Origin of the sequence: Corallococcus sp. bb12-1 (assembly GCF_026626765.1) — a bacterium.
GTDB lineage: Bacteria > Myxococcota > Myxococcia > Myxococcales > Myxococcaceae > Corallococcus > Corallococcus terminator.
The window spans coordinates 1-24,876 of the sequence record NZ_JAPNJZ010000014.1 but is presented as its reverse complement, the minus strand read 5'-3'; the positions used below and the strand labels follow the sequence as shown (position 1 = coordinate 24,876).

Genomic DNA, 24,876 nt, shown 5'->3' with positions numbered 1-24,876 from the left:
CTGGCTGGAGGCGGATCGCAAGCGGGGCATGGGCCTGACGGCCGCGCCGCTGGTGCGTCTGTCCGTCGTGCGCACCTCCGCGGAGTCTTCCTTCCTCGTCTTCGCCTGGCACGCGGCGGCCCTGGACGCGGGCGCCGCGCGGCTCTGCCTGGAAGAGCTGCTGCGCCTGTATCAGGCCACCCGCGAGAAGACCGACGCCGCGCTGGAGAAGGCGCGGCCGTTTCGCGAGTACCTCGCGTGGATGGAAGCCCAGGGCCTGGAAGACGCGGAGCGGCACCTGCGCGAGACACTGAAGGATCCGCGCCCCACCCTGCTGCCCACGCGCTCCGAGCCCCACTCCGCGCCCGGTGTCACGGGCCTGCAACAACTGCTGCTGCCCGCGACGGAGTCCGGCAACGTCCAGACCTTCCTGCGCAAGCACAAGCTGGGGCTGGGCACGCTGATGCAGGCCGCGTGGGCGCTGATGCTGCGCCACCACACCGGCCACACGGAGGTCGTGTTCGGTGCCCAGGTCCCCGGCCGCACCGCCGCGCTCGTCCAGGGCCGGCCGCTCGCGGGCCGCTTCGCGCACCTGCTGCCGCGTCGCTTCGCCATCCCCGCCCAGGGCACGCCCCTGCGCTGGCTGCGCGCCCTCCAGGCCGAACTGTCCGAGGCCCAGCGCCACGAGCACGTCTCCCAATCCCAGGTCCGCCAGTGGCTGAAGCTGCCGGAGGACACGTCCCTCTTCCAGAGCGCCGTCCTCGCCTGGGAGCCGCCCGACGAGGACACGCTGAAGCCGCTGGCCCGCGCTCAGGGTCTGGGCGCCTTTCGCCACGTCGCCGCCCCTCCGCCCTGCCCGCTGACGGTGGAGGCCGTGGCAGGAGAGCGGCTGGCGCTGCGGCTGCACCATGACGCGGACGGCTTCGCGCCGCTGGACGTCATCCGCCTCGTGGGCCAGCTCGCGGCGCTGCTGGACGTGCTCGTCACGCAACCGGACCGCGAGCTGTCCTCACTGGGCGAGGTGCTGGACGCCAACGGCGGCACCGCGCGGAGCCCCGCCACCGCGAGCACGTCCGTGGGGCCGGAGGAGCTGCGCGCCCTGCTGGCCTGGCACCCGGAGGTGCGCGCGGTGGACGTGCGCGTCGAGGGCTCCCAGCTCGTCGCGCACGTGGTGCCCACCCGTCGCCGCGCGCGCAAGCTGGACTTCGGCCTGTTCTTCTTCGCGGACGAGGACGCCGGCACCACCGACAAGTACCGCCTGCTGCTGGAGGCGGCGAAGTTCGGGGACGCGCACGGCTTCTCGTCCGTCTCCACGCCGGAGCGCCACTTCCACGAGCACGGCGGCATCTATCCGAACCCGTCCCTGCTCGCCGCGGGCATCGCGACGATGACGAAGCACATCAGCCTGCGCGCGGGCAGCGTCGTGCTGCCGCTGCAGAGCCCCTTCCGCGTCGCGGAGGAGTGGTCCATCGTCGACAACCTCTCCGGAGGCCGCGCCGGCATCTCCATCGCCTCCGGCTGGGTGCCCAACGATTTCGCCCTGTACCCGGAGCACTTCGCCCGCAAGCGCGACGTCATGTGGGAGAACCTGGAGAAGGTCGAACGGCTGTGGCGCGGCGAGTCCGTGTCGGCCCGGGACGGCGTGGGCAAGGAGGTGGAGTTGAAGATCTTCCCCCGCCCCCTCCAGCCCCGGCTGCCCACGTGGGTGACGTGCGCCACGGATCCCGCCCTCTTCGAGCGCACCGGCGCCGGCGGCTACAACGTCCTCACGTCGCTCTTGGGCCAGCCCCTGGAAGAAGCGCTGGAGAAGCTCGGCCTCTACCACGCGGCGGCGGACAAGGCCGGCCACGCACGCGACGCGCGCACCGCCACGCTGATGATGCACACCTTCGTCGGGCAGGACGTGGACGACGTGCTGGACACCGTGCGCGCCCCGCTCACCGCGTACCTGCGCGCCCACGTGGCGCTGATGCAGACGATGGTGAAGAGCCTGGATCTCCAGGTGGACATCAACGAACCCAAGTGGGCGGACTACCTGGCCTCGTACGCCTTCGAGCGCTACTACCGCTCCGGCGCGCTCATCGGCACCGTGACGTCCTGCCTGCCCATGGTGGACAAGCTGCTCGACGGGGACGTGGATGAGGTCGCATGTCTCATCGACTTCGGCGTCGGCACCGACGCGGTCCTCCAGAGCCTCACGCACCTGGCCGAGCTCAAGCGGCTGGTGCAGGACGAGTCCCTGCGCATGGAACGCGTGCTCACCGAGTACCTCGCGGAACGCCTCCCGGGCTCACGCCCCAACGTGACGGTGAAGCTCAGCGACAACCTGTCCGCGGAGCATTCCGGCCCCGTCCTGTAGCACCCGCGCGGAATGCCTCGTCAGAGGCTCGATGTATCAAGAGCCTCGGCCGGGAACTGCCTGCCAGCGTGGACAGTTTGTAACGTGCCGTGTTAACTGTACTGAACGTTTTCCGCGACTAATTCCGCTCACGCTGAATAAGCCTCGCATCGCCCCTATGGGTTGTTTCGGGGAATTCGGGGCTTGGCACATCTCGTTCGGCCCAACGAATGCCTTCGCCAGAATTGTTACAGGAAATGTCGACACTGGTGGAGCTGTCGCGTCGCAGGGCGGAGCAGCGCCCGGACCAGCTCGCCTACACATTCCTCGTGGACGGTGACGCGGAGGAGGCGCACCTCACCTACGGAGACCTCGACCGGCGGGCGCGAGCCATCGGCGCGGCGCTGCAGGCGCGCGGAGCCCGGGGCGAACGGGTGCTGCTGCTCTACCCTCCGGGTCTTGAGTACGTGGCCGCCTTCGTGGGTTGTCTCTACGCGGGCGCGGTGGCGGTGCCGGCCTATCCGCCGGATCCGATGCGGCTTGCGCGCACGCTGCCCCGGCTGGAGGCGGTGATCCAGGACGCGCGGGCGCGCTTCGCGCTCACCACCGGCTTCATCCAGGGCTTCATGGAGTCGATGGGCGAGCAGTCCGCCGCGCTCTCCGGCCTGTCGTGGCTGGCCACCGACGCGGTGGAGGATGGCGAGGCGAGCGGCTGGAAGGATCCGGGCACGGCGCGCGAGGCGCTGGCCTTCCTCCAGTACACCTCCGGCTCCACCGGCACGCCCAAGGGCGTGATGCTCAGCCACGGCAACCTGCTGGCGAACTCGCAGGCCATCCACCAGTGCTTCGAGCACTCGGACGACAGCCGCGGCGTCATCTGGCTGCCGCCGTACCACGACATGGGCCTCATCGGCGGCGTGCTGCAACCGCTGTGCGGCGGCTTCCCGGTGGTGCTGCTGTCGCCGCTGGACTTCCTCAAGCGGCCGGCGCGCTGGCTGGAGGCCATCTCCCGCTACCGCGCGACGACCAGCGGCGGGCCCAACTTCGCCTTCGACCTGTGCGTGCGCAAGACGACGCCCGAACAGCGCGCGGCGCTGGACCTGAGCTCCTGGGACGTGGCCTTCAACGGCGCGGAGCCGGTGCGCGCGGAGACGCTGGAGCGCTTCACGCGCGCGTTCGCGGATTCGGGGTTCCGCAAGGAGGCCTTCTATCCGTGCTACGGCCTCGCGGAGACCACGCTCATCGCCTCGGGCGGGCTCAAGGCCGCGCCCCCGGTGGAGCGCGTGTATCGGCAGGAGGCCCTCCAGCAGGGCCGCGCCGAAACCCCGGCCCCCTCCGACGCGGTGGACCCGAAGGACCTGCGCACCCTGGTGGGCAGCGGCGCGAGCATCCCCGGGCAGGAGCTGCTCATCGTGGAGCCCGAGTCCCGTCAGCCCGTGCCCGAAGGCCGGCTGGGGGAGATCTGGCTGCGCGGCCCGAGCGTGGCGGGCAGCTACTGGGAGCGGCCCGAGGAGAGCGAGGTCACCTTCCGGGCCCGACGCGCCGACACCGGGGAAGGTCCCTACCTGCGCACCGGCGACCTGGGCTTTCTGTCCGGCCGGGAGCTGTTCGTCGCGGGACGCATCAAGGACCTGATCATCCTGCGCGGACGCAACCACTACCCCCAGGACCTGGAGCTGACGGCGGAGTCCAGCCACCCGGCGATGCGCCCGGGCTGCTCGGCCGCGTTCGCCGTGGACCGGGGCGGTGAGGAACGGCTGGTGGTGGTGCTGGAGGTGGACCGCAAGACGCTGGGCGAACCCTCCGCCGCCATCGATGCCATCCGACGCGCCATCGCGCAGGGGCACGAAGTGTCCGTGGACACGGTGGTGCTCATCCCCGCGGGCGGACTGCCCAAGACGTCCAGCGGCAAGGTGCAGCGCAGGGCATGCCGCACGCAGTACCTGGCGAACGAGCTGGAGATCCTCGCCCAGGAGGTCCTCTCCGAGGCCGCCACCGACGCCGGAAGCGCCCCCGAAGTCGTCGCCCCCGAAGCGCCCCCGCTGACGCGCGACACCCTCCTGGCCGCATCCGAGGCGGAGCGGGCCGAGCTGCTGGGCGCGTATCTGCGGCGGCACCTGTCGCGGGCCCTGTCCGTGCCGCTGTCGGCCCTGCAGCCGACCCGGCCCCTCACCGCGCTGGGCCTGGACTCCATCCACGCCGTCGAGCTGAAGGCGGCGCTCGAGGAGGAGCTGGAGCTGCACCTGCCGGTGGCGCTGTTCCTGGAGGGCGTGCACCTGGAGGCGCTCATCGCGCGGGCGCTCGCGGAGCTGCGCCACCCCAGCGCCGCGCCGCCTCCGCTGGTGGCGGGGGCGCGCGGGGACTCGCCGCTGTCTCCGGGACAGGAGCGGCTGCTGTTCCTGGATCAGCTCGCGGCGGGCAGCGCGGCCTACAACATCCCGGCGGCGGTGGAGCTGGACGGACATCTGGACGTGGGCGTGCTGACCCGCAGCCTGGAGGCCATCGTCCACCGGCATGAGGCGCTGCGCACGCGCTTCCCCCGTGCCCAGGGCCGCCGCGTGCAGGACATTCTCCCCCCTTCGGACGTTCCGGCGGGCGGTCCGCTGGCGCGCCCGGGCGCGGTGGTGGACCTGAGCGGAATGCCGGAGGCGGAGCAGGCCGCCGCGACGGAGCGCCTCACCGCCGAGGAGGCGCGAGGGCCGTTCGACCTGGAGCGCGAGCTGCCGGTGCGCGCGAAGCTGTTGAAGCTGTCCGACACGCGGCACCGGCTGCTGCTCACGCTGCACCACGTGGTGTCGGACGGCTGGAGCATGGGCGTGGTGGTGCGGGAGCTGGGCGCACTCTACGCGGCCTTCGCGCAGGGCCGGCCGTCGCCGCTGCCGGAGCTCCCCGTGCAGTACGCCGACCATGCCGCGTGGCTGCGCCGCAGGCTGGACGGAGGGCTGCTGGACGAAGAGGTGTCCTGGTGGAAGGGCCGCCTGTCGGGAGCCCCGCCGCTCCTGGAGCTGCCCCTGGACCGCCCCCGCCCGGAGCGTCAGCACTTCGAGGGCGCGCGGCAGCCGGTGGCGCTCTCCGCCGCACTCAGCGAAGGGCTGCGGCAGTTGGGCCGGGCCGAAGGCACCACGCCCTTCATGTCGCTGCTGGCGGGCTTCCTGGTGGTGCTGCACTCGCGAACGGGCCGCACCGACCTGGTGGTGGGCACGGACGTGGCCAGCCGCGAGCACGCGCGCACCCAGAACCTCATCGGCCTGTTCGTCAACCAGCTGGTGCTGCGCGTGGGCCTGGAGGGCAACCCCACCTTCCGGCAGGTGCTCGGGCGCGTGCGGGAGGTGGCGCTGGGGGGGCAGGCGCACCCGCACGTCCCCTTCGACAAGCTGGTGGAGGCGCTGCGCCCGCCGCGCGATGCCCGCTACAACCCGCTGTTCCAGGTGATGTTCGTCCTGGAGAACGCGCCGCTGCCCGCGCTGCGACTTCCGGGACTGAAGCTGCGCCTGTTGGAGATCGACGACGGCGGCTCGCCCTTCGACCTGTCGGTGCTGCTGTCCGAGTCCGAGGGCTGCTTCCAGGGCGTGCTGCGCTTCGCCACCGCCCTGTTCGACGCGGCGACGATCGCGCGGCTGGCCGGGGACTACGAAACGACGCTGGCGGCGGCAATCGCCCGGCCGGACGCGACGTTGGAGGAGCTGCACGGGGCGCTGGTGGAGCGTGAGCGCCAGCGGCAGCAGGAGCGGGCCCAGGCGCTCCAGTCCTCGCGCAAGGAACTGTTCCGCGGCGTGCGCCGTCGCGGTGGGAGCGAATCATGACGACGGACGGTCAGCCGAAGCGCGCACTCCCGAAGCTTCGCCGGCGCGAGGTGGATGGCTCCGGTCAGGACTGGGTGCGCTTCGAGGAGCTGCGGCCCGGACTGCACCTGCCAGTGGTGGCCCGCCCCTCGCTGCCGGGCATCGAGCTGGCCGACTGGGGCCGCACGCACCGCGCGCTCGTGGACGCGCAGATCCACAAACATGGCGCCGTGCTCTTCCGGGGCTTCGACGTGGTGACGCCCGAGGCCATGGACCGGGCCATCCAGGCGCTGGCGGATGAAGCGCTGGCCTACGAGGAGCGCTCGTCGCCGCGCTCGCAAGTGAGCGGCAACATCTACACGTCCACGGACCATCCGCCGTCCGAGCGGATCTTCCTACACAACGAGCAGTCCTACAACCAGACCTTCCCGGCGCGCCTCTTCTTCGCGTGCGTGTTGCCGTCGCAACAGGGTGGCGAAACGCCGATCGCGGACACGCGGCGCATCTTCCAGCGCCTGCCGGCCGAGGTGCGCGCGCGCTTCCTGGAGCAGGGCTACACGTATGTCCGCAACTTCGGCCACCAGCTGGGGTTGAGCTGGCAGACGGCGTTCCAGACGGAGGACCGCGCGGAGGTGGAGGCGTACTGCCAGCGCAGCGGCATCCAGGTGGAATGGCGCGACGGCAACCGCCTGCGCACGCGACAGGTGCGCCGCGCGGCGGGGCTGCACCCCGTCACCGGCGAGCCCGTCTGGTTCAACCACGCCACGTTCTTCCACGTCTCCACGCTGCCGGCGCCGGTGGCTTCCGCGCTGCTGGCGGACCTGGGCGAGGAGGACCTGCCCAACCACACGTATTACGGCGACGGCGCTCCCATCGAGCCCGAGGTGATGGAGACGCTGCGCGCCGCGTACGAAGCCGAACAGGTGATGTTCCCCTGGGAGAAGGGGGACCTGCTCGTCATCGACAACCTGCTCGCCGCGCACGCGCGTTCATCCTTCGTGGGGCCCCGGCGAGTGCTGGCTGGCATGGCCCGTCCGTTCCCGTGGAGCGAGGTCGCCCCGGTGGCGGCCACGCCCCCCGGCGCCCCTCCAGGCTGACCGCCTGAATCCGAGGGCCTCGCGCCCTCCCCCGTCCTCTTCCAGGAGCCTTCAGCGTGACGCAGCCAACCGGATTCCGGCTCTCCCCCCAACAGGCAAGACTCTGGACCCTCCTGGCCGCCGTTCCGGGAGCGCCGTCGTGTGCCCGGGCCGTGTTCGCCCTCGAGGGGGCGCTCGATGTCGCGCGGTTGGAGCACGCGGTGCGCGGGTTGAGCTCCGCGCACGAGGTGCTGCGCACCACCTACCGGCATCTCGCGGGAACGAGCGCCGCGGTGCAGGTGCCCGGAGAGGTTCCCTCCACCGTCCTGGAGGTGCTCGACTGGGGCGCGCTTCCCGAAGCCGAGCAGGCCGCGCGGCTGGAGTCGCTGGGCGCCGGGTCCGCGTCGCTGGAGGTGCTCAAGCCGTGGCGGCTCGCGGTGCTGGGCCAGGACCGGCATGCGCTGATCGTGGAGGTGCCCGCGCTCTCCGCGGATCGCCAGACGTTCGTCGTGCTTGCCCGTGAGCTGGGACGTGCATTGACGGCTGCGTCCGCGCCGGACGAAGAGCCGCCTCCGCAGTACGCGGACGTCGCGGAGGTCTTCCACCAGATCCTCGAATCCGACGACAGCGCGGACGGACGGCGCTTCTGGAAGGGCCGAGACCTTGGGGGAGCCACCGGTGCATCCCTGCCCACGCGTCGCACGGGCACGGACGCGCCCGGCCTGCGCGTCGGCCGTCAGTCCCGCGCACTGCCCCCTGACACGGCCACGGCCCTGGAGGCACTGGCCGGCCGGCTGGAGGTCCCGGTGGCGGACGTCGTGCTCGCGGGCTGGTCGCGCCTGCTGGCACGCATGGGAGGCAGCGGCGACGCGTGCGTCTCCGTGCGCGTGGAAGGCCGTGGCTACGAAGGCCTGGACGCGGCGCTCGGCCTCTTCGAGCGCTGGCTGCCCGTGAGCGCATCTCACGGCGCGAACTTCGAAGCGCTCGTGCGCGACGTGGCACGCAGCGTTCGCGAAGCCGCCGCGTGGCAGGACGACTTCGACGCGTCGAGCGCCCTGCCCGCCGCCGGCGGGTCCGCGCCCTCCCGCTCCTTCGCCTTCGAGGACATCACGTGGCCGGAGTCCGTGCGCGCGGGCGGGCTGACGCTGTCCCTCACCCACGTGGAGGCGCGCGGTGAGCGCGCAGAGCTGACCCTGGCCCTGGTGCGCGGTCACGGACCGCTGTCGCTGGAGCTGCACCACGACGAAGCCGCGTACACCCCCGAGGAGGCCACCCGGTTGCTGGAGCGGCTGGAGACCCTGCTCACCTCGGCGTTGGCCGCGCCCGAGCGCGCGCTGGACGCCCTTTCCTGGGTGGGCACGACCGAGCTGCGACAGTTGGCGGACTTCAACCGCACCTCCCGCGACTACGACTCACAGGACACGCTGCCCGCGCGCTTCGACGCCGTGGCCCGCGCCCGTCCGGACGCCGTGGCGGTCGCGTTCGAGGACGAACAGCTCACCTTCGCCGCGCTGTCGGAGCGCGCGAACCGGCTCGCATCGCACCTGCGGGCCCGGGGTATCGGGACCGAGACGCGCGTGGCGGTGTGCCTGGAGCGGTCGGTGGAGCAGTTCGTGGTGCTGCTCGGCATCCTCAAGGCCGGGGGCACCTTCGTGCCGCTGGATCCGACCTACCCTCGTGAACGCCTGGCCTACGTCATCCAGCAGTCCGGCGCGCCGCTCGTCATCACCCGTTCGAACCTGCGCGCATCCCTGCCCGACGGCGCGCACACCCTCCTCTGCCTGGACCAGGAGACCGACGCCCTGGCCGCCGCGCCCTCCCACGCGCCCGACGTGACGCTCTCCCCGGAGAACGCCGCCTACGTCATCTTCACGTCCGGCTCCACCGGCCGGCCCAAGGGCGTGATGATCCCGCACCGCTCGGCGCTCAACCTGGCCGCCACGCTGCGCGACGTTGTCTACCAGGGCCGGGGCCCCGGCCTGCGGGTGAGCGTCAACGCGCCGCTCGTGTTCGACGCCTCAGTGAAGCAGTGGCTCCAGTTGCTCAACGGACACTCGCTGCACATCGTTCCGGAAGAGGTGCGGCCAGACGCGGTGCGCATGCGCGCGTGGGTGCTGCGGCATGCCGTGGAGGTCGTGGACTGCACGCCTTCGCTGCTGGGCCCCCTGCTGGCACAGGGTCTGGGACGCGACGCGGACTTCTCTCCGGCGCTCGTGCTGGTGGGCGGCGAGGCCATCGACGCGCGCACCTGGGCGGACCTCACGCCGCTCACGCGCACGCGCTTCGTGAACATGTACGGCCCCACCGAGTGCACCGTGAACGCCACGGCGTGTCCCATCGCGGACTCCGCGCAGCCGAGCATCGGCGGACCGCTGGGCAACGTGCGCGTGCACGTGCTGGACGCGGGCCTGCGGGAGCATCCCCTGGGCGTCCCCGGCGAGCTGTTCATCGGCGGCGCGGGCGTGGGCCGGGGCTACGAAGGCCGTCCGGACCTCACCGCCGAACGCTTCGTGCCGGATCCGTTCAGCCCCACGCCGGGTGCGCGCCTGTACCGCACGGGCGACGTGGGCCGCTACCGCGAGGACGGTCGCATCGACTTCCACGGTCGCGCCGACTTCCAGGTGAAGGTGCGGGGCTACCGCATCGAGCCCGGTGAAATCGAAGCGCAGATGCGCACGCACCCCGAGGTCGGCGAGGCGGTCGTCGTCGTGCGTGGCACGAAGGAGGACGCGCGGCTGGTGGCGTACTTCGTGCCCCGGCGCGGAATGCCCGCGGGCGGCGAGCTGGCGGCTTCCCAGTTGGCGCTGGAGCTGCGCGGCTTCCTTCGCGAGCTGGTGCCCGAGTTCATGCTGCCCACCCACTTCGTGCCGATGGCGCGCCTGCCGCTCAACCGCAACGGCAAGGTGGACCGGGGCGCGCTGCCGGAGCCGGTCGCGGCACGGCCGGACGCGCTGCCCTACGAGGCGCCCGTCACGGAGCTGGAGCAGCGCATCGCCGCCATCTGGCAGGAGGCCCTCAAGGTGGACCGCGTGGGCCTGCACAGCAGCTTCTTCGACCTGGGGGGCCACTCGCTCCTCATGGTGCAGGTGCACGAGAAGCTGTCGATGTTGATGGGCCGGCGGCTGTCCATGGTGGAGCTGTTCCAGCACCCCACCGTGGCCTCGCTGGCGAAGTACCTGGGACAGGCCCCGGCGAGCGCGGCCCAGGAGTCCCTTCAGCAGCAGGCGCGTGACGAGCGCGCGAAGAAACAACTCCAAGCGATGCAGCAACAGGCCCTCTTGATGAAGGCCAGGGGTAAGCGATGAGCAGCGACGTCGAGCAGGACGCTCCTCTGATGGAAGGCGTGGCGATCGTGGGCATGGCGTGCCGGTTCCCCGGTGCCAGCACCCCCGAGGCTTTCTGGAAGAACCTCCAGGAGGGCGTGGAGTCCATCACCTTCCTCAAGGACGAGGAGCTGGACCGCGCCGCCATCGACCCCGCGGAGCTGAAGGATCCGAAGTACGTCAAGGCGCGGGCCACGCTGGACGGCATCGATCAGTTCGACGCGCGCTTCTTCGAACTGTCGCCGCGCGAGGCGGAGATCACCGACCCGCAGCAGCGCCTCTTCATGGAGTGCGCCTGGGAGGCCCTGGAGTCCGCGGGCCACGATCCGTCGCGGGCCAAGGGGCCCATCGGCATCTACGCGGGCGCGGGCGCCAACGGCTACCTGCTCTACAACCTGTCGTCGGCCGGGCACCTGACGGGCACGGTGAGCGCGTTCCAGGCCGTCATCCACAACAAGAACGACCACCTGGCCACGCGCGTCGCCTACAAGCTGGACCTCAAGGGTCCTGCTGTGACGGTGCAGACCGCATGCTCCACGTCGCTCGTGGCCGTGTACCACGCGTGCCAGAGCCTGCTGAACTTCCAGTGCGACATGGCGCTGGCGGGCGGCGTCACCATCACCGTGCCGCAGAAGACGGGCTACCTCTACACCGAGCGCGGCATCGGTTCCCCGGACGGGCACTGCCGCCCGTTCGACGCGAACGCGCAGGGCACGGTGGGCGGCAGCGGCGCGGGCGCCGTGGTGCTCAAGCGCCTGTCGGATGCCATCGCGGACGGCGACATCATCCACGCGGTCATCCGCGGTGGCGCCCTCAACAACGACGGCACGGACAAGGTCGGCTACACCGCGCCCAGCGTGAATGGCCAGGCCGAAGTCATTGGCATGGCGCACGCGCTGTCCGGCGTGGACCCCGACACCATCACCTACGTCGAAGCCCACGGCACGGGCACGCCCATGGGCGACCCGATTGAGGTGAAGGCCCTGACGAAGGCGTTCCGCTCCGGCGGCGCCACGCGCAACGGCTACTGCGGCCTGGGCTCCGTGAAGAGCAACGTGGGCCACCTGGACACGGCGGCCGGCATCGCGGGCCTCATCAAGACGGCGCTCACGCTGAAGCACCGGCAGCTTCCGCCCAGCCTCGGCTTCGAGAAGCCCAACCCCGAAATCGACTTCGCGAGCAGCCCCTTCTACGTCAACGCGAAGCTCCAGGACTGGAACGCTCCGGCGCCGCGTCGCGCGGGCGTGAGCGCGTTCGGCCTGGGTGGCACCAACGCGCACGTCGTCGTGGAGGAGGCACCTCAGCGCGCCCCGTCCGGGCCGTCTCGCGAGCACCAGTTGCTGGTGGTGTCGGCCCGCTCCGACGCGGCGCTGGAGACGGCGACGACGCGGCTGGCGGAGCACCTGAAGGCGCATCCGGACCTGAACCTGGCGGACGTGGCGTTCACGCTCCAGAAGGGCCGCAAGGCCTTCGAGCATCGCCGCTTCGTGGTGGTCCGCACCGTGGAGGAGGCCGCGCAGGCGCTGGCGACGCTGTCCCCGGACCGCGTCATCACCCGCACGCAGGAGCGCGTCACCCGGCCCGTGATGTTCATGTTCCCCGGCCAGGGCTCGCAGCACCCGGGCATGGCCGCGTCCCTGTACCGGGGCGAGGCCGTGTTCCGGCAGGAGGCGGACCGCTGCCTGGAGCTGCTGTCGAAGCGCCACGGGCTGGACCTGAAGCCGCTGGTGTTCGGCTCCGACACGCAGGACGCGCAGGCCGCCGCGAAGCTGGAGCAGACGGCCCTCACCCAGCCGGCACTCTTCGTCGTGGAGTACGCGCTGGCGAAGCTGTTGCTGTCGTGGGGCCTGGAGCCCTCGGCGATGATCGGCCACAGCGTGGGCGAGTACGTCGCGGCCTGCCTCGCTGGCGTCTTCACGCTGGAGGACGCGCTGGAGCTGGTCGCCACCCGGGGCCGGCTCATGCAGTCCTGCCCTCCTGGCGCCATGCTGTCCGTGCAGCTCGCGGAGGCGGACGTGCGCCCGCTGTTGAGCGAGGGGCTGGAGGTCGCCGCCGCCAACGCGCCGGGCTCTTGCGTCGTCGCGGGTCCTCCGGCGGCCATCGAGGCGCTGGAGAAGCAGCTCGCGGCGAAGGACGTGCTGGCCCGCCGGCTGCGCACGTCGCACGCGTTCCACTCCGCGATGATGGACCCCATCGTCGGGGCCTTCCGGGACGCGGTGGCGAAGGCGAAGCCCTCCGCCCCGAAGCTGCGCTTCATCTCCAACGTGACGGGCACGTGGATCACCGCGGAGCAGGCGACGTCGCCCGACTATTGGGCAAAGCACCTGCGCCAGCCGGTGCGCTTCGCGGACGGCCTGGACGAACTGCTGAAGGAGTCCGAGGCGGTGTTGCTGGAGGTTGGCCCGGGCAAGGCGCTCCAGTCGCTGGCGCGCTGGCATCCGCGCAAGAAGCCGACCCAGTCCATGCACACCACGCTGCCGACGGTGGGCGAAGCCACGCCGGAAGCGGAGTACCTGCTGCGCACGCTGGGCTACCTGTGGCTGCTGGGCGTGGACGCGCCGGGATACTTCGACGGGGAGACGCGCCGGCGCGAGCCGCTGCCCACCTACCCGTTCGAGCGTCAGCGCTACTGGGTGGACCTGCGCTCCTCCACCAGCGCGCAGGCGAAGCGCGGGGGTTCCCTGGAGAAGCGTCAGGACGTGGCCGGCTGGTTCTGGCTGCCGGTGTGGAAGGAGTCCGCGCCGAAGGTGGCCTCGGTCGGAGCCGCCGACGCGAAGGCGGCGCCGTGGCTGCTCCTGCAGGACAAGGCGGGCCTGGGCGCGAAGCTGGCCGCGCGACTGCGTCAGCAGGGGCACGCGCTGGTGGAGGTCACCCAGGGGCGTGAGTTCCGCCGCACGGGCGCGGACGCGTATGAGCTGAACCCTGGCCGCCGCGAGGACTACGCCGCGCTGCTGTCGGAGCTGGCGGCGGATGGGCGGCTTCCGGAGCGCATCGTCCACCTCACCGGCATCACCGCCGAGGGCTCGGGCGCGGCGACGGAGGACGTCGTCGAGCGGTCCTTCTTCAGCCCGCTGCACCTCGCGCAGGCGCTGGGCGCGCACACGACGGGCAAGCCGGTGCGCCTGTCGCTGGTGTCCAACGGCATGCAGGAGGTCACGGGCGGAGACCTCGTGTCACCGGAGCAGGCGGTGGCGCTGGGCCCCACCAACGTCATCCCGCGCGAGCTGCCGCATGTGCACTGCCGCAGCGTGGACGTCACCCTGCCCCCGCTCACCAGCTTCCAGGCCGGACGGCTGGTGGAGCTGCTGGCCGCGGAGCTGGCGTCGGATTCGGAGGAGCCCGTGGTGGCCTTCCGGAGTGGCCGCCGCTGGGTGCGCGACTTCGAGGAGGTGCGCCTGGAGGAAGGCCCCGAATCGGCGGTGCCGCTGCGCGAAGGCGGCGTGTACCTCATCACCGGCGGCCTGGGCGGCATCGGCCTGTCGTTCGCCGAAGCGCTGGCGGAGAAGTGGCACGCGCGGCTGGTGCTCGTCGGGCGCGCGGTGGTGCCTCCGCGCGAGGAGTGGGCGAAGCACCTGGAGTCCTCCGGTGACGAAGCCACGCGTCGGCGCATCCAGGCCGTGCAGCGCCTGGAGGAGAAGGGCGCGAAGGTGCTGACGCTCAGCGCGGACGTGACGGACCTGGAGCGCATGCGGGCGGTGGTGGCCACCGCGCGAGAGCGCTTCGGCGCCATCCATGGCGTCATCCACGCGGCCGGTGTACCGGGTGGCGGCCTGCTCCAGTTGAAGACGCGCGAGGCGGCGACGGCGGTGCTCGCGCCCAAGGTGACGGGCACGCGCGTGCTCGGGGCGGTGCTGGAGGGCGAGCGGCTGGACTTCTTCGCGGCCTGCTCGTCGCTCACCACGGTGGTGGGCCGCTTCGGACAGGTGGACTACACGGCGGCCAACGCGTACCTGGACGCGTTCACCCGCGCGTTCCAGGCCCGCACGGGCACCTACGCGGTGTCCATCAACTGGGGCGCGTGGGACGAGGTCGGCATGGCGGCGCGGCCGGCGACGCAGACCGGCGAAGGCCGCGCGATTCCGCACCCGTTCGTGCACCGCTGCCTGGTGGACACGCCGCAGCGCAAGGTCTTCTCCGGCACCTTCGGCGAGCCGCGCTCGCAGTGGGTGACGGACGAGCACCGCATCCTCGGCAATCCCACGGTGCCGGGCGTGACGTACTTCGAGATGGTGCGCGCCGCGGTGGCGGACGAGGCGAAGGGCCGCACCATCGAGCTGTTGGACAACTACTTCCTCGCGCCGCTGCGCGTGCCGGAGAACGAGACGCGCGAGGTGCGCCTCACCCTGGAGAAGGACGGGGACGGCTACCGCTGGGGCGTGAAGAGCCTGCCGCCGGGCGGCGTGGGCAAGGGCACGGACCACTCGGCGGGCCGGGTGCGCTTCGGCGGGCCCCGCGTGGCGCGCGTGGAGGACCTGGAGGCCATCCGCAAGCGGTGCGACAAGCCGCGTCCGCAGTCGCTGGAGGCCGAATATGAGCAGGAGCTGGGGCCCCGCTGGCGCAGCGTCCAGGCCATCCTCCCGGGTGACAACGAGCTGTTGATGGTGCTGGAGCTGATGCCGGAGTTCACCGGCGACTTCGAACAGCTCCTCTTCCACCCCTCGCTCATCGACCGCACGTCGGGCATCGCCAAGAGCTTCCTCGCGGAGCACGGCTACTACCTGCCCTTCGGCTACAAGGTGCTGCGCCTGCACGGCGAGCTGCCGCGCCGCGTGTACAGCCACGCGCGCTTCCGGGCCAACGAGTCGTCCAACGGCGACGAGACGCTCGCCTTCGACCTCACGATGATGGACGAGCAGGGCCGCGTCCTGGTGGAGGTGGAGCGGCTGACGCAGAAGCGCGTCAACGACCCCGCCGCCGAACTGCGCGCCCTGGCCGCCGCCGCCCGCGAGTCCGCGCTGGCGAAGGTGCTCCCCACCGAGGAGCGCCAGGAGATCTCCCCGCGCGAGGGCGTGGTGGCGCTGGAGCGCATCCTGGCCTCGGCGCTGGCGTCCCAGGTGGTGGTGTCCGTGCGCGACCTGCACGCGACCATCGCCCACACGGACGAGGTCGTCCGCGAACGGGTGCTCGCGGCCGTGGGTGAGACGCGTGCCCCCGGCGAGCAGCAGGCCCGCCCCAAGCTGAAGACGGAGTACGTGGCGCCGCGCAACGACATCGAACAGCGCATCGCCGAAGCCTGGCAGACGGTGCTCGGCATCGACCGCGTGGGCGTGAACGACAACTTCTTCGAGCTGGGCGGCGACTCCGTTCAGGCCATCCAGATCATCGCGCGCGGCAGCCAGTCCGGCTTGCAGTTGAGCCCGCAGCAGTTCTTCCAGTACTCCACCATCGCGGAGCTGGCGGCGATGATCGCCGGCATCGTGGCGAAGCAGGCCGAACAGGGGCCGGTGGTGGGCCCTGCCCCGCTCACTCCCGAACAGCGTCGCCTGCTGGAGGCGTCCGCTGGAGCCTCCACCCGCGTGGCCCGGGTCGCGGTGCGCGGGCCGGTGGAAGCGTCCGCGCTATCGCAGGCCCTGGGCACGGTGCTGTCGCACCACGACGCCCTGCGCCTGCGCTTCACGCGGGGCGTGTCTGGATGGCAGCAGACGGGTGCGGCTCCGGGCACGGACGTGTCCTTCGCGGAAGTGGACCTGCGCGCCCTGCCCGCCGCCGAGCACGAGGCGGCGTTGCATGGCGAGGAGGAGAAGCTCCGCGCGAAGCTGGACGTCGGCGCGGGTCCGCTCGCGGCGGCCGCGTGGGTGCGGCTGGAAGGCGGCGCGGGCAGCCAGTTGCTGATCGCGGCGCACGGGCTCGCGGTGGACGGCGCTTCGTGGCGACTGCTGGTGGAGGACCTGTCCTCGGCCGTGCGCCATGCGCGCGGTGGACCGGCCCTGCGCGCGAAGACGGCGTCCTTCAAGCGTTGGGCGGAGCGGTTGGCCGAAGAAGCCTCCTCCGAGTCCCTGCGCAAGGAGGAGTCGGTGTGGACGGGCGCCACGCAGGAAGGCGCCACGAAGCTGCCGGTGGAGCGCGCGGGGAGCCCGTCGGGAGCCGCTCGCATCGTGGAGGTGTCGCTGTCGGAGGATGAGACGCGGCGGCTCCACGAGAAGCTCGCCGGCACGTGGCGCGCGGACGTGGCCGAGGGCGCGCTGGCGGCGCTGGGACAGGCGCTGGCGACCTGGACCGGCGGTGGACGGCTGCGGGTGGAGGTCGTGACGGACGGACGCGACGCGTTCGACGGCCAGGACTTCTCGCGCACGGTGGGCTGCTTCGATGTCACCTGGCCGCTGCTGCTGGAGCTGGAGCAGAACCAGGGGGCGGGTGACGCGCTCAAGGCCGCGAAGGAGCGCATGCGCCGCGTGCCGCGCCGGGGCATCGGCTTCGGGCTGCTGCGCGATGGCTCCCATGGCGAGCTGTCCGAACGCCTGCGCCGCCTGCCCCGGGCGGAGGTGCTCGTGCGGCACCTGGGAGCGTTGGACTCCACCGAGGACACGGTGCCCTTCGGTGCGGGCGTGGCGCCCGGTGCCCACCGCGCGACAGGTGGGTACGCGTTGGCGGTGGAGACGTTCCTGTCCGGCGGGCGCCTGCACGTGCGCTGCGCCTACGACGACGGGACGTACACGCAGGGAACGGCGTCGAAGCTCGCCGGGGATGTCCTCGCGGCGCTGCGCACGCTGGGCAGCGAGGAGCAGGACACCAAGGCGGCGCTGTCATCCGTGGATTTCCCCCTCGCGGGCCTGGATGACTCGCAGCTGGGGGCACTCGCGGCGCTCATCAACGATGCGGACGGGTCGGAGGGTTAGGGCAACACCATGAAGAACGTCGACGACATCTACCGTCTTTCGCCCATGCAGCAGGGCCTGCTGTTCCACACGCTCGGCGCGCCGGGCACCTACGTGGAACAGGTCTACTGGTCCTGGCGTGGTGACCTGGACGTCGCCACGCTCCAGCGTGCGTGGCAACGGATGGTGGAGCGGCACACGCCGCTGCGCACGGCGTTCTTCTGGGAAGGCATGAAGGATCCCCTCCAGGCGGTGCGGCGGAAGGTAGAGCCGACGTGGCGCCTGGAGGACTGGACGCAGGTGCCCGCCGAAGCCCAGGAGGCGCGCTTCGCGGCCCGGCTGGAAGCCGATCAGCGCGAGGGCTTCAACCTGTCCGCGGCGCCGCTGTTGCGCTTCACGCTGGTGAAGTGCGGGCCCGCGCTCACGCGATGCATGCTCAGCTACCACCACCTGGTGATGGATGGCTGGTCGCTGCCCGTGTGCATGCGGGAGCTGTTCCTCACCTACGACGCGCTCAGCCGGGGTGAGGAGCCCCAGTTGGAGCCGGCCCGGCCGTACCGGGACTACATCGGTTGGTTGTCGAAGCAGGACCGGGACCAGGCGGAGCGCTTCTGGCGCGAGCGGCTGGCGGGCTTCAGGAGCGCCACGCCGCTCGCGGCGGACCGGGCCGCGGGCCATGGCTCGGAGGTGGAGTCCTACGGCACCGAGTCGCTGCGTCCGGGCGCGGTGTTGAGTGGCAGGCTCGCGGCCTTCACACGGCAGCACCAGGTGACGCTGAGCACCCTGGTGCAGGGCGCGTGGGCGCTGGCCCTGGGCCGCTACAGCGGACAGGACGACGTGGCCTTCGGCACCGTCGTGTCCGGACGCCCGCCGTCACTGCCCGGCGTGGACAGCATGCTGGGCACGTTCATCAACACGCAGGTAAGCCGGGTGCGACTGCCCCCGGACGCCACGGTGCTGTCGTGGCTGAAGGCGCTCCAGACGGAGCAGTTCGCCGCGCGCGACTTCGAATACGTGTCGCTGGTGGACGTGCAGGGGTGGAGTGACGTGCCCCGCGGTCAGCCCGTCTTCGAAAGCCTGGTCATCTTCGAGAACCTTCCGCGACGGGGGCTCGCGCCGGAGATGACGGCGCGGCTGCCGGTGGAAGGCTTCGCGCGCACGCATGCGCGCACGGGCTACCCGCTCAGCTTCGTGGTGATGCCGGACGCCACGGACCTGGAGCTCCAGCTCACCTACGACGAGGCCCGCTTCGACGGCGCCACGGTCCGGCGGATGCTGGGCCATGTCGCCACGCTGTTGCAGTCCCTGCTGGAAGCGCCCGAGGCGCGACTGTCGGGCCTGACGCTGCTGTCGCCGGAGGAGGAGCGCCAGCTCCAGCAGTGGAACGACACGCGCGCGGCGTTCGCGGAGGACACCTGCCTGCCCGCGCTCGTCCAGGCCCAGGCCCGGCGCACGCCGGAGGCCGTGGCGGTCCTCTTCGAGGACGCGCAGCTCACCTACGCCGAGCTCGAGGCGAGAGCCAACCAGCTCGCGCACCACCTGCGCTCCCTGGGCGCCGGGCCCGGGGCAACGGTGGGCCTGTGCGTGGAGCGCTCCATCGAGATGGTGGTCGGCCTGCTGGGCGTGCTCAAGGCGGGTGCCGCGTACGTGCCCATTGATCCGTCCTACCCGAAGGACCGCATCGCCTTCATGCTGGCGGACGCCGCGCCGCGCGTGCTGCTCACCCAGCAGCGGCTCGTGTCCCAACTGCCGGCCACGCAGGCCCGACTGCTGTGCCTGGACTCGGACGGGGCGAGCGTGGCGCGCCAGCCGACGGACGCGCCCGAGGTCCCCCTCACGCCGGGCCATCCCGCCTACGTCATCTACACCTCCGGGAGCACGGGCCAGCCCAAGGGCACCCTCATTCCCCACCGGGCCCTGGCCAACCACATGGCGTGGATGGTCTCCACGTTCGGCCTGGGCGCCACGGAGCGGGTGCTCCAGAAGACACCGCTGAGCTTCGACGCCTCCGTGTGGGAGTGCTGGGCGTCGCTGCTGGTGGGGGCTCCGCTGGTGCTCGCCCCGCTGGAGGCGCACCGGGATCCGGCGGCGCTGGTGGACTGCGTGGTGCGCCAGCGCGTGAGCGTGCTCCAGGTGGTGCCGTCGCTCCTGCGCTTCATGCTGGACGAGCCCGCGCTGCCCCGGGCCACGCACCTGCGCTGGCTCTTCTGCGGCGGTGAGGCGCTGCCGCTGGAGCTGGCCCTGCGCGTGCGCGCGGTGCTGCCCCAGGTCCAGGTGGTGAACCTCTACGGCCCCACGGAGACGACCATCGACGCCACGTGGGCGCAGGTGTCGGGGCAGGAGCCCGGCACCACGGCGCCCATCGGCCGGCCGGTGGCGAACACACAGGTGCACGTCCTGGACGCGGGCCTGCGGCCCGTCCCGGTGGGCGTGCCCGGAGAGCTCTTCATCGGCGGCGTGCAGTTGGCCCTGGGCTACCTGGGGCGCCCCGCGCTCACCTCCGAGCGATTCGTGCCGGACCCCTTCTCCCGGGAGCCGGGCGCGCGGCTGTACCGCACGGGAGACCGGGCGCGGTGGCTGCCGGACGGCACCGTTGACTTCCTGGGCCGCATGGACTTCCAGGTGAAGCTGCACGGCCAGCGCATCGAACTGGGAGAGATTGAAGCCGCGCTGGAGCGACACCCCTCCGTGCGCGAGGCGGTGGTGGTGGCGCGCGAGGACGTGAAGGGCCAGCAGCGCCTGGTCGCCTACGTCGTCCTCACGTCCCGGGAGGAGGGCTCCCACGCGCCGTCGGACCTGCGTGAGCACCTGCGCCAGCACCTGCCCGAATACATGGTGCCCGCGGCCTTCGCCGTCCTGGACGCCCTGCCGCTCGGCCCCAACGGCAAGCTGGACCGCAAGGCCCTGCCCGCCCCGGACTCCGCGGGCGCGGAGGACCTGAACGCTTCGGACTTCGTCGCTCCGCGCGACGAGACGGAGCAGAAGCTGGCGGACATCTGGGCGCAGGTGCTGGGGCGTCCCCGCGTCGGCGTCCACGACAACTTCTTCGACCTGGGAGGCGACTCCATCATCAGCCTCCAGGTCGTCGCCCGGGCACGACAGGCCGGGTTGAGCCTGACGCCGCGCCTGCTCTTCCAGCACCGCACGGTGGCGGCGCTCGCGAAGGTGGCGCAGGCCGCGCGGGCGCCGCGCGAGGACCTGGGTCCCGTGCAGGGCCCCGTCCCGCTGACGCCCCTCCAGCGCGTCTTCCTGGAGCAGGAGCTTCCCAGGCCGCACCACTTCAACCAGGCCGTGCTGCTGGAGGTGCGGGAGCCGTTGGAGCCCGCCCTGCTGGAGAAGGCCCTGCGCCACCTGGTGGAGCACCACGACGCCCTGCGCCTGCGCCTCACTCGCACGGCGGGCCGCTGGGAGCAGCACAACGCGCCGCCGGGCGCCCTGCTGAAGCTCAAGCGGGTGGACCTGTCCGCCGTGCCTGATGCCCTGCGAGCCTCCGCGCTGGACGCCGAAGCGACGAAGGTGCAGGCCAGCCTGGACCTCACCGAGGGACTGCTGCTGCGCGCGGCCTTCTTCGAGCGGGGGCCGGGCCACACGGCGCGCCTGCTGCTGGTGGCCCACCACCTGGCGGTGGACGGCGTCTCCTGGCGCGTGCTGCTGGAGGACCTGGAGGCCGCCTGCCTCCAACTGCGCCGGGGTGGAACCGTGGCGCTGCCGCCGCGCGGCACGTCGTTCCAGGCGTGGGCCCAGCAACTCCAGACGCTGGCGCGCACGGAGGCGCTGGAGGCACAACTGCCCGTGTGGCAGGCCCAGGGCGCGCTTCCCATGGCCGCGCTGCCCACGGACCTGCCGGGGGGCACGAACGCCCAGGACTCGGCGCGCACGGTGACGGTGGAGCTGGAGGCGGAGACGACGCGCCTGATCATCCAGGAGGTCGCGGCGGCGTACCGCTCGCGCGTGGATGAGCTGTTGCTGTCGTCGCTTGCTCAGGCGCTGTCGCGCTGGGCGGGCCCGGGCGCGCTGACGGTGGCGTTGGAGGGCCATGGCCGCGAGGAGCTCTTCGACGGCGTGGACGTATCCCGCACGGTGGGCTGGTTCACCAGCCTCTTTCCGGTGCGGCTGGACGTGCCGACGCAGGCCACGCCGGGCGAGGCTCTGCGCACCGTGCGCGAAGCGCTGCGCACCCTGCCCCACAAGGGCGTGGGCTACGGACTGCTGCGCCACCTGGGCCGCGACGCCGTGGCCGCGACGCTGTCCGCCCTGCCTGAGCCGTGGGTGGCCTTCAACTACCTGGGGCAGCTCGATGCCCAGGCGTCCGCGCTCTTCGCGCTCACGCAGGAGCCCTCCGGTACGTCGCGTGACATGGGCGGAGTGCGCCCTCGCGCGTTCGAAGTCGATGCCATGATCGTGGGCGGGAAGCTGCGCGTCGTCTGGACGTACAGCGAATCGCTGCACACGCGGGCCACGCTCGAGTCGCTCGCGAAGGGCCATCTGGAGGCCCTGCGGGCGCTGGTGGAGGGCCGGGACTCGGCGGATGCGCTGCGCTACGCGCCCCTGGATTTCCCGCTGGCGCGCCTGGACGCGGCGACGCTGGAGCGGCTGCTGCCTCCGGGCACGCCCGTGGAGGACGTCTATCCCCTGTCGCCGTTGCAACAGGGCCTGCTCTTCCACGCCCAGCTGTCACCGGGCAGTGGCCTGTACTTCGAACAGCTCTCCTGGGCCATCCGCTCACCGCTGGAGGCCTCGGCGTTGAGGCGCGCGTTCGAGGCGGTGGTGGCGCGCGAGGCGGTGCTGCGCACGCGCTTCGTCTGGGAGGGGCTGGAGCAGCCGCTGCAGGTGGTAGCGCCCCGGGTGGAGCTGCCCTGGCGGCAACTCGACTGGCGTCAGGTGCCTGCCGTCGAGCAGCCCGCGCGGCTGGAAGCCTTCCTCCAGGAGGACCGGGAGCTGGGGTTCGACCTGGGACGGGCCCCGCTGGCCCGGCTGGCGGTCATCCGGCTGGGGGAGGACTCCTGGCATTGCGTGTGGAGCTTCCACCACCTGCTGCTGGACGGCTGGAGCATGGGCCGGGTGCTCCAGCAGCTCTTCACCGCGTACGCGAGCACGGCGCGGGGACAGGCGCCCCGGCTGGAGCCCGCTCCGGCCTTCCGCGACTACATCGGCTGGCTGCAACAGCAGGACCCGGCGCGGTCCGAACCCTGGTGGCGGCAGGTGCTGGCGGGCTTCACCGCGCCCACGCCGCTGCCCGGGGCACGTCCGGCCGCTTCGGGTGGGGCGGTGGCGGAGGCCGGTGAGCAGGTGCTGGCGCTCTCCGCGGAGCAGCTCGGTTCACTCCAGGCCTTCGCGCGGCGCCACGAGCTGACGCTGGGCACGCTGGCCCAGGCCGCCTGGACGCTGGTGCTCTCCCGCTACAGCGGCGAAGAGGACGTCCTCTTCGGCGTCACCGTCTCGGGCCGACCGCCGGAGTTGCCCGGTGTCGAAGCGATGGTGGGCCTGTTCATCAACTCGCTGCCCGCGCGCTTCCAGGTGGAGCCCCGGGCCCCGGTGGTGCCGTGGCTCCAGAAGGTCCAGGCGCAGCAGGTGGACCTGCGCCAGCACGAACACTGCCCGCTGGTGCAGGTGCAGTCCTGGAGCGCGGTGCCGCGCGGGACGCCGCTGTTCGAGTCCCTGTTTGTCTTCGAGAACTACCCGCTGGACGCGGCGCTCAAGGAGCGCTCCCCCGGGGTGACGGTGGCGGACGTGCGCATGCACGAGCGCACCCACTACCCGCTCGTGCTCGCGGTGGTGCCGGGGCAGGAGCTCCGGTTGCAGTTGACGTACGACACCGCCCGTTACGATGACGCCACGGCCACGCGCCTGCTGGAGCACCTGCGGCTGGCGCTGCGGGGGCTCACCACGGCGGAAGGACGGGAGCTGCGGGACGTCACCTTCCTTCCGGAAGAGGAGCGTCAGCGGCTGCTGGTGGAGTGGAATGCCACCGCCTCCGACGCGCCGCTCGACGAGCCCCTGCACGTCCTGTTCTCCCGCCAGGTCGCGCGCACCCCCGAGGCCGTCGCGCTCGTCTCCGGTGAGCTGCACCTCACCTACTCCCAGCTTGAAGCGCGCGCCCATCAGCTCGCGTGGCACCTGCGGGAGCTGGGGGTCCGCCCGGGCTCGCGCGTCGCGCTCTTCCTGCCGCGCTCGCCCGAACTGATCATCGGTCTGCTCGCGGCCCTCAAGGCCGGGGCCACCTACGTCCCCATCGACCTGCATGCGCCCGTCGAGCGGCGGGAGCTGTTGCTCCAGCAGTCCGGCGCCGCCGCGCTGCTCACCTTCGAAGCGCTGGCGCGTGAGCTCCCCGCGCACGCCATGCCGATGGTGAAGCTCGACACGGAGGCGTCCTTGGTGGGCTCGCGGCCCACCTCCGCGCCCGAGGCGTGGAGCAGCGGTGACAGCCTGGCGTACGTGATGTTCACGTCGGGCTCGACGGGCCGCCCCAAGGGCGTGTGCATCCCCCACCGCGCCGTCGTGCGTCTGGTGCGCGGCAACGACTTCATGCGCTTCGGGCCCCAGGAGGTCTTCCTCCAACTGGCCCCCGCTGCCTTCGATGCCTCCACGCTCGAAGTCTGGGGCGCGCTCCTGCACGGCGCCCGCCTCGTGCTTCCTCCCCCGCACGCGCTCTCTCTGGAAGAAGTCGCCGGCCTGCTGCGCCAGCACTCCGTCTCCTCCGTCTTCCTCACCACCGCCCTCTTCGCCCAGCTTGTGCAGCACCAGCCCGAAGCCCTCGCCTCCATTCCGCAGCTGATGGCGGGCGGCGAGGCCATGCCTCTGGCGCGTGCCCGTGAACACCTGCTGCGCATGCGCCCCGGCACGCGCTTCTTCCACGTCTACGGCCCCACGGAGAACACCACCTTCTCCACCAGCCAGCCCCTGGCCCCCGCCACGCCCGTCGGGGACTCGCTGCCCATTGGCCGCCCCATCTCCAACTCCACCGCCTACGTGCTGGATGCCGCCTGGCAGCCGGTCCCCGTGGGCATCCCCGGCGAGCTTTACGTCGGTGGCGAAGGCCTCGCCTGGGGCTACCTGGAGCAGCCCGCCCTCACCGCCGAGCGCTTCATCCCCCACCCCTTCAGCCCCACCCCGGGCGCCCGCCTCTACCGCACCGGCGACAAGGTGTGCTGGCTGCCCGATGGCTCCCTCGACTTCCTGGGCCGCACCGACTTCCAGGTGAAGCTGCGCGGCTTCCGCATCGAGCCCGGCGAAGTCGAAGCCGTCCTGCGCTCCGTCCCCGGCGTGCGCGATGCCATCGTCGTCGTTCGCGAGGACTCCGCCGACGACAAGCGCCTCGTCGCCTACGTCGTCGCCTCCAACGTCACTCCCGCCGAGCTGCGCACCCACCTCCAGCAGAAGCTGCCCGAGTACATGGTCCCCGCGGCCTTCGTCCTCCTGGACGCCCTGCCCCTCAACGCCAACGCAAAGGTCGACCGCAGGGCCCTCCCCGCGCCGGAGGCCCCCACCTCCTCCGCCGAGCGCTTCGTCGCCCCGCGCGATGCCACCGAGCAGCAGCTCGCCGCCATCTGGGCGGAGGTGCTG

General features: G+C 72.0%; 6 protein-coding genes. All 6 read left to right on the top strand.

Annotated features, from left to right (window positions below):
* On the top strand, positions 1–2,338 hold a 2,338-nt coding region (locus tag OV208_RS17275; RefSeq protein WP_267574934.1), incomplete at its 5' end, for a MupA/Atu3671 family FMN-dependent luciferase-like monooxygenase.
* A gap of 236 nt (positions 2,339–2,574) precedes the next feature.
* Positions 2,575–6,120, top strand: coding sequence for a condensation domain-containing protein (locus tag OV208_RS17270; RefSeq protein ID WP_267574933.1), 3,546 nt, complete (start codon positions 2,575–2,577; stop codon positions 6,118–6,120).
* Positions 6,117–7,196 (top strand): TauD/TfdA family dioxygenase, encoded by a 1,080-nt coding sequence (locus OV208_RS17265; RefSeq protein WP_267574932.1) that lies wholly within the window; start codon positions 6,117–6,119, stop codon positions 7,194–7,196. The genes OV208_RS17270 and OV208_RS17265 overlap by 4 nt, the downstream gene beginning before the upstream one ends.
* A gap of 56 nt (positions 7,197–7,252) precedes the next feature.
* Entirely contained in the window at positions 7,253–10,480 is a 3,228-nt protein-coding gene (locus tag OV208_RS17260) for a non-ribosomal peptide synthetase (RefSeq protein ID WP_267574931.1), read from the top strand.
* Positions 10,477–17,334: an SDR family NAD(P)-dependent oxidoreductase gene (locus OV208_RS17255; RefSeq protein WP_267574930.1), complete on the top strand. Its 6,858-nt coding sequence runs from the start codon at positions 10,477–10,479 to the stop codon at positions 17,332–17,334. Before OV208_RS17260 ends, OV208_RS17255 begins: the two co-directional genes overlap by 4 nt.
* Before the next feature lie 9 nt (positions 17,335–17,343).
* The coding region (locus tag OV208_RS17250; RefSeq protein WP_267574929.1) for a non-ribosomal peptide synthetase at positions 17,344–24,876 on the top strand (7,533 nt) is incomplete at its 3' end.

Excerpts from the sequence above, each read along its gene's own strand:
- OV208_RS17265 (WP_267574932.1), top strand. The coding sequence starts at position 6,117 with ATGACGACGGACGGTCAGCCGAAGCGCGCACTCCCGAAGCTTCGCCGG.
- OV208_RS17270 (WP_267574933.1), top strand. The coding sequence starts at position 2,575 with ATGTCGACACTGGTGGAGCTGTCGCGTCGCAGGGCGGAGCAGCGCCCG.
- OV208_RS17255 (WP_267574930.1), top strand. The coding sequence starts at position 10,477 with ATGAGCAGCGACGTCGAGCAGGACGCTCCTCTGATGGAAGGCGTGGCG.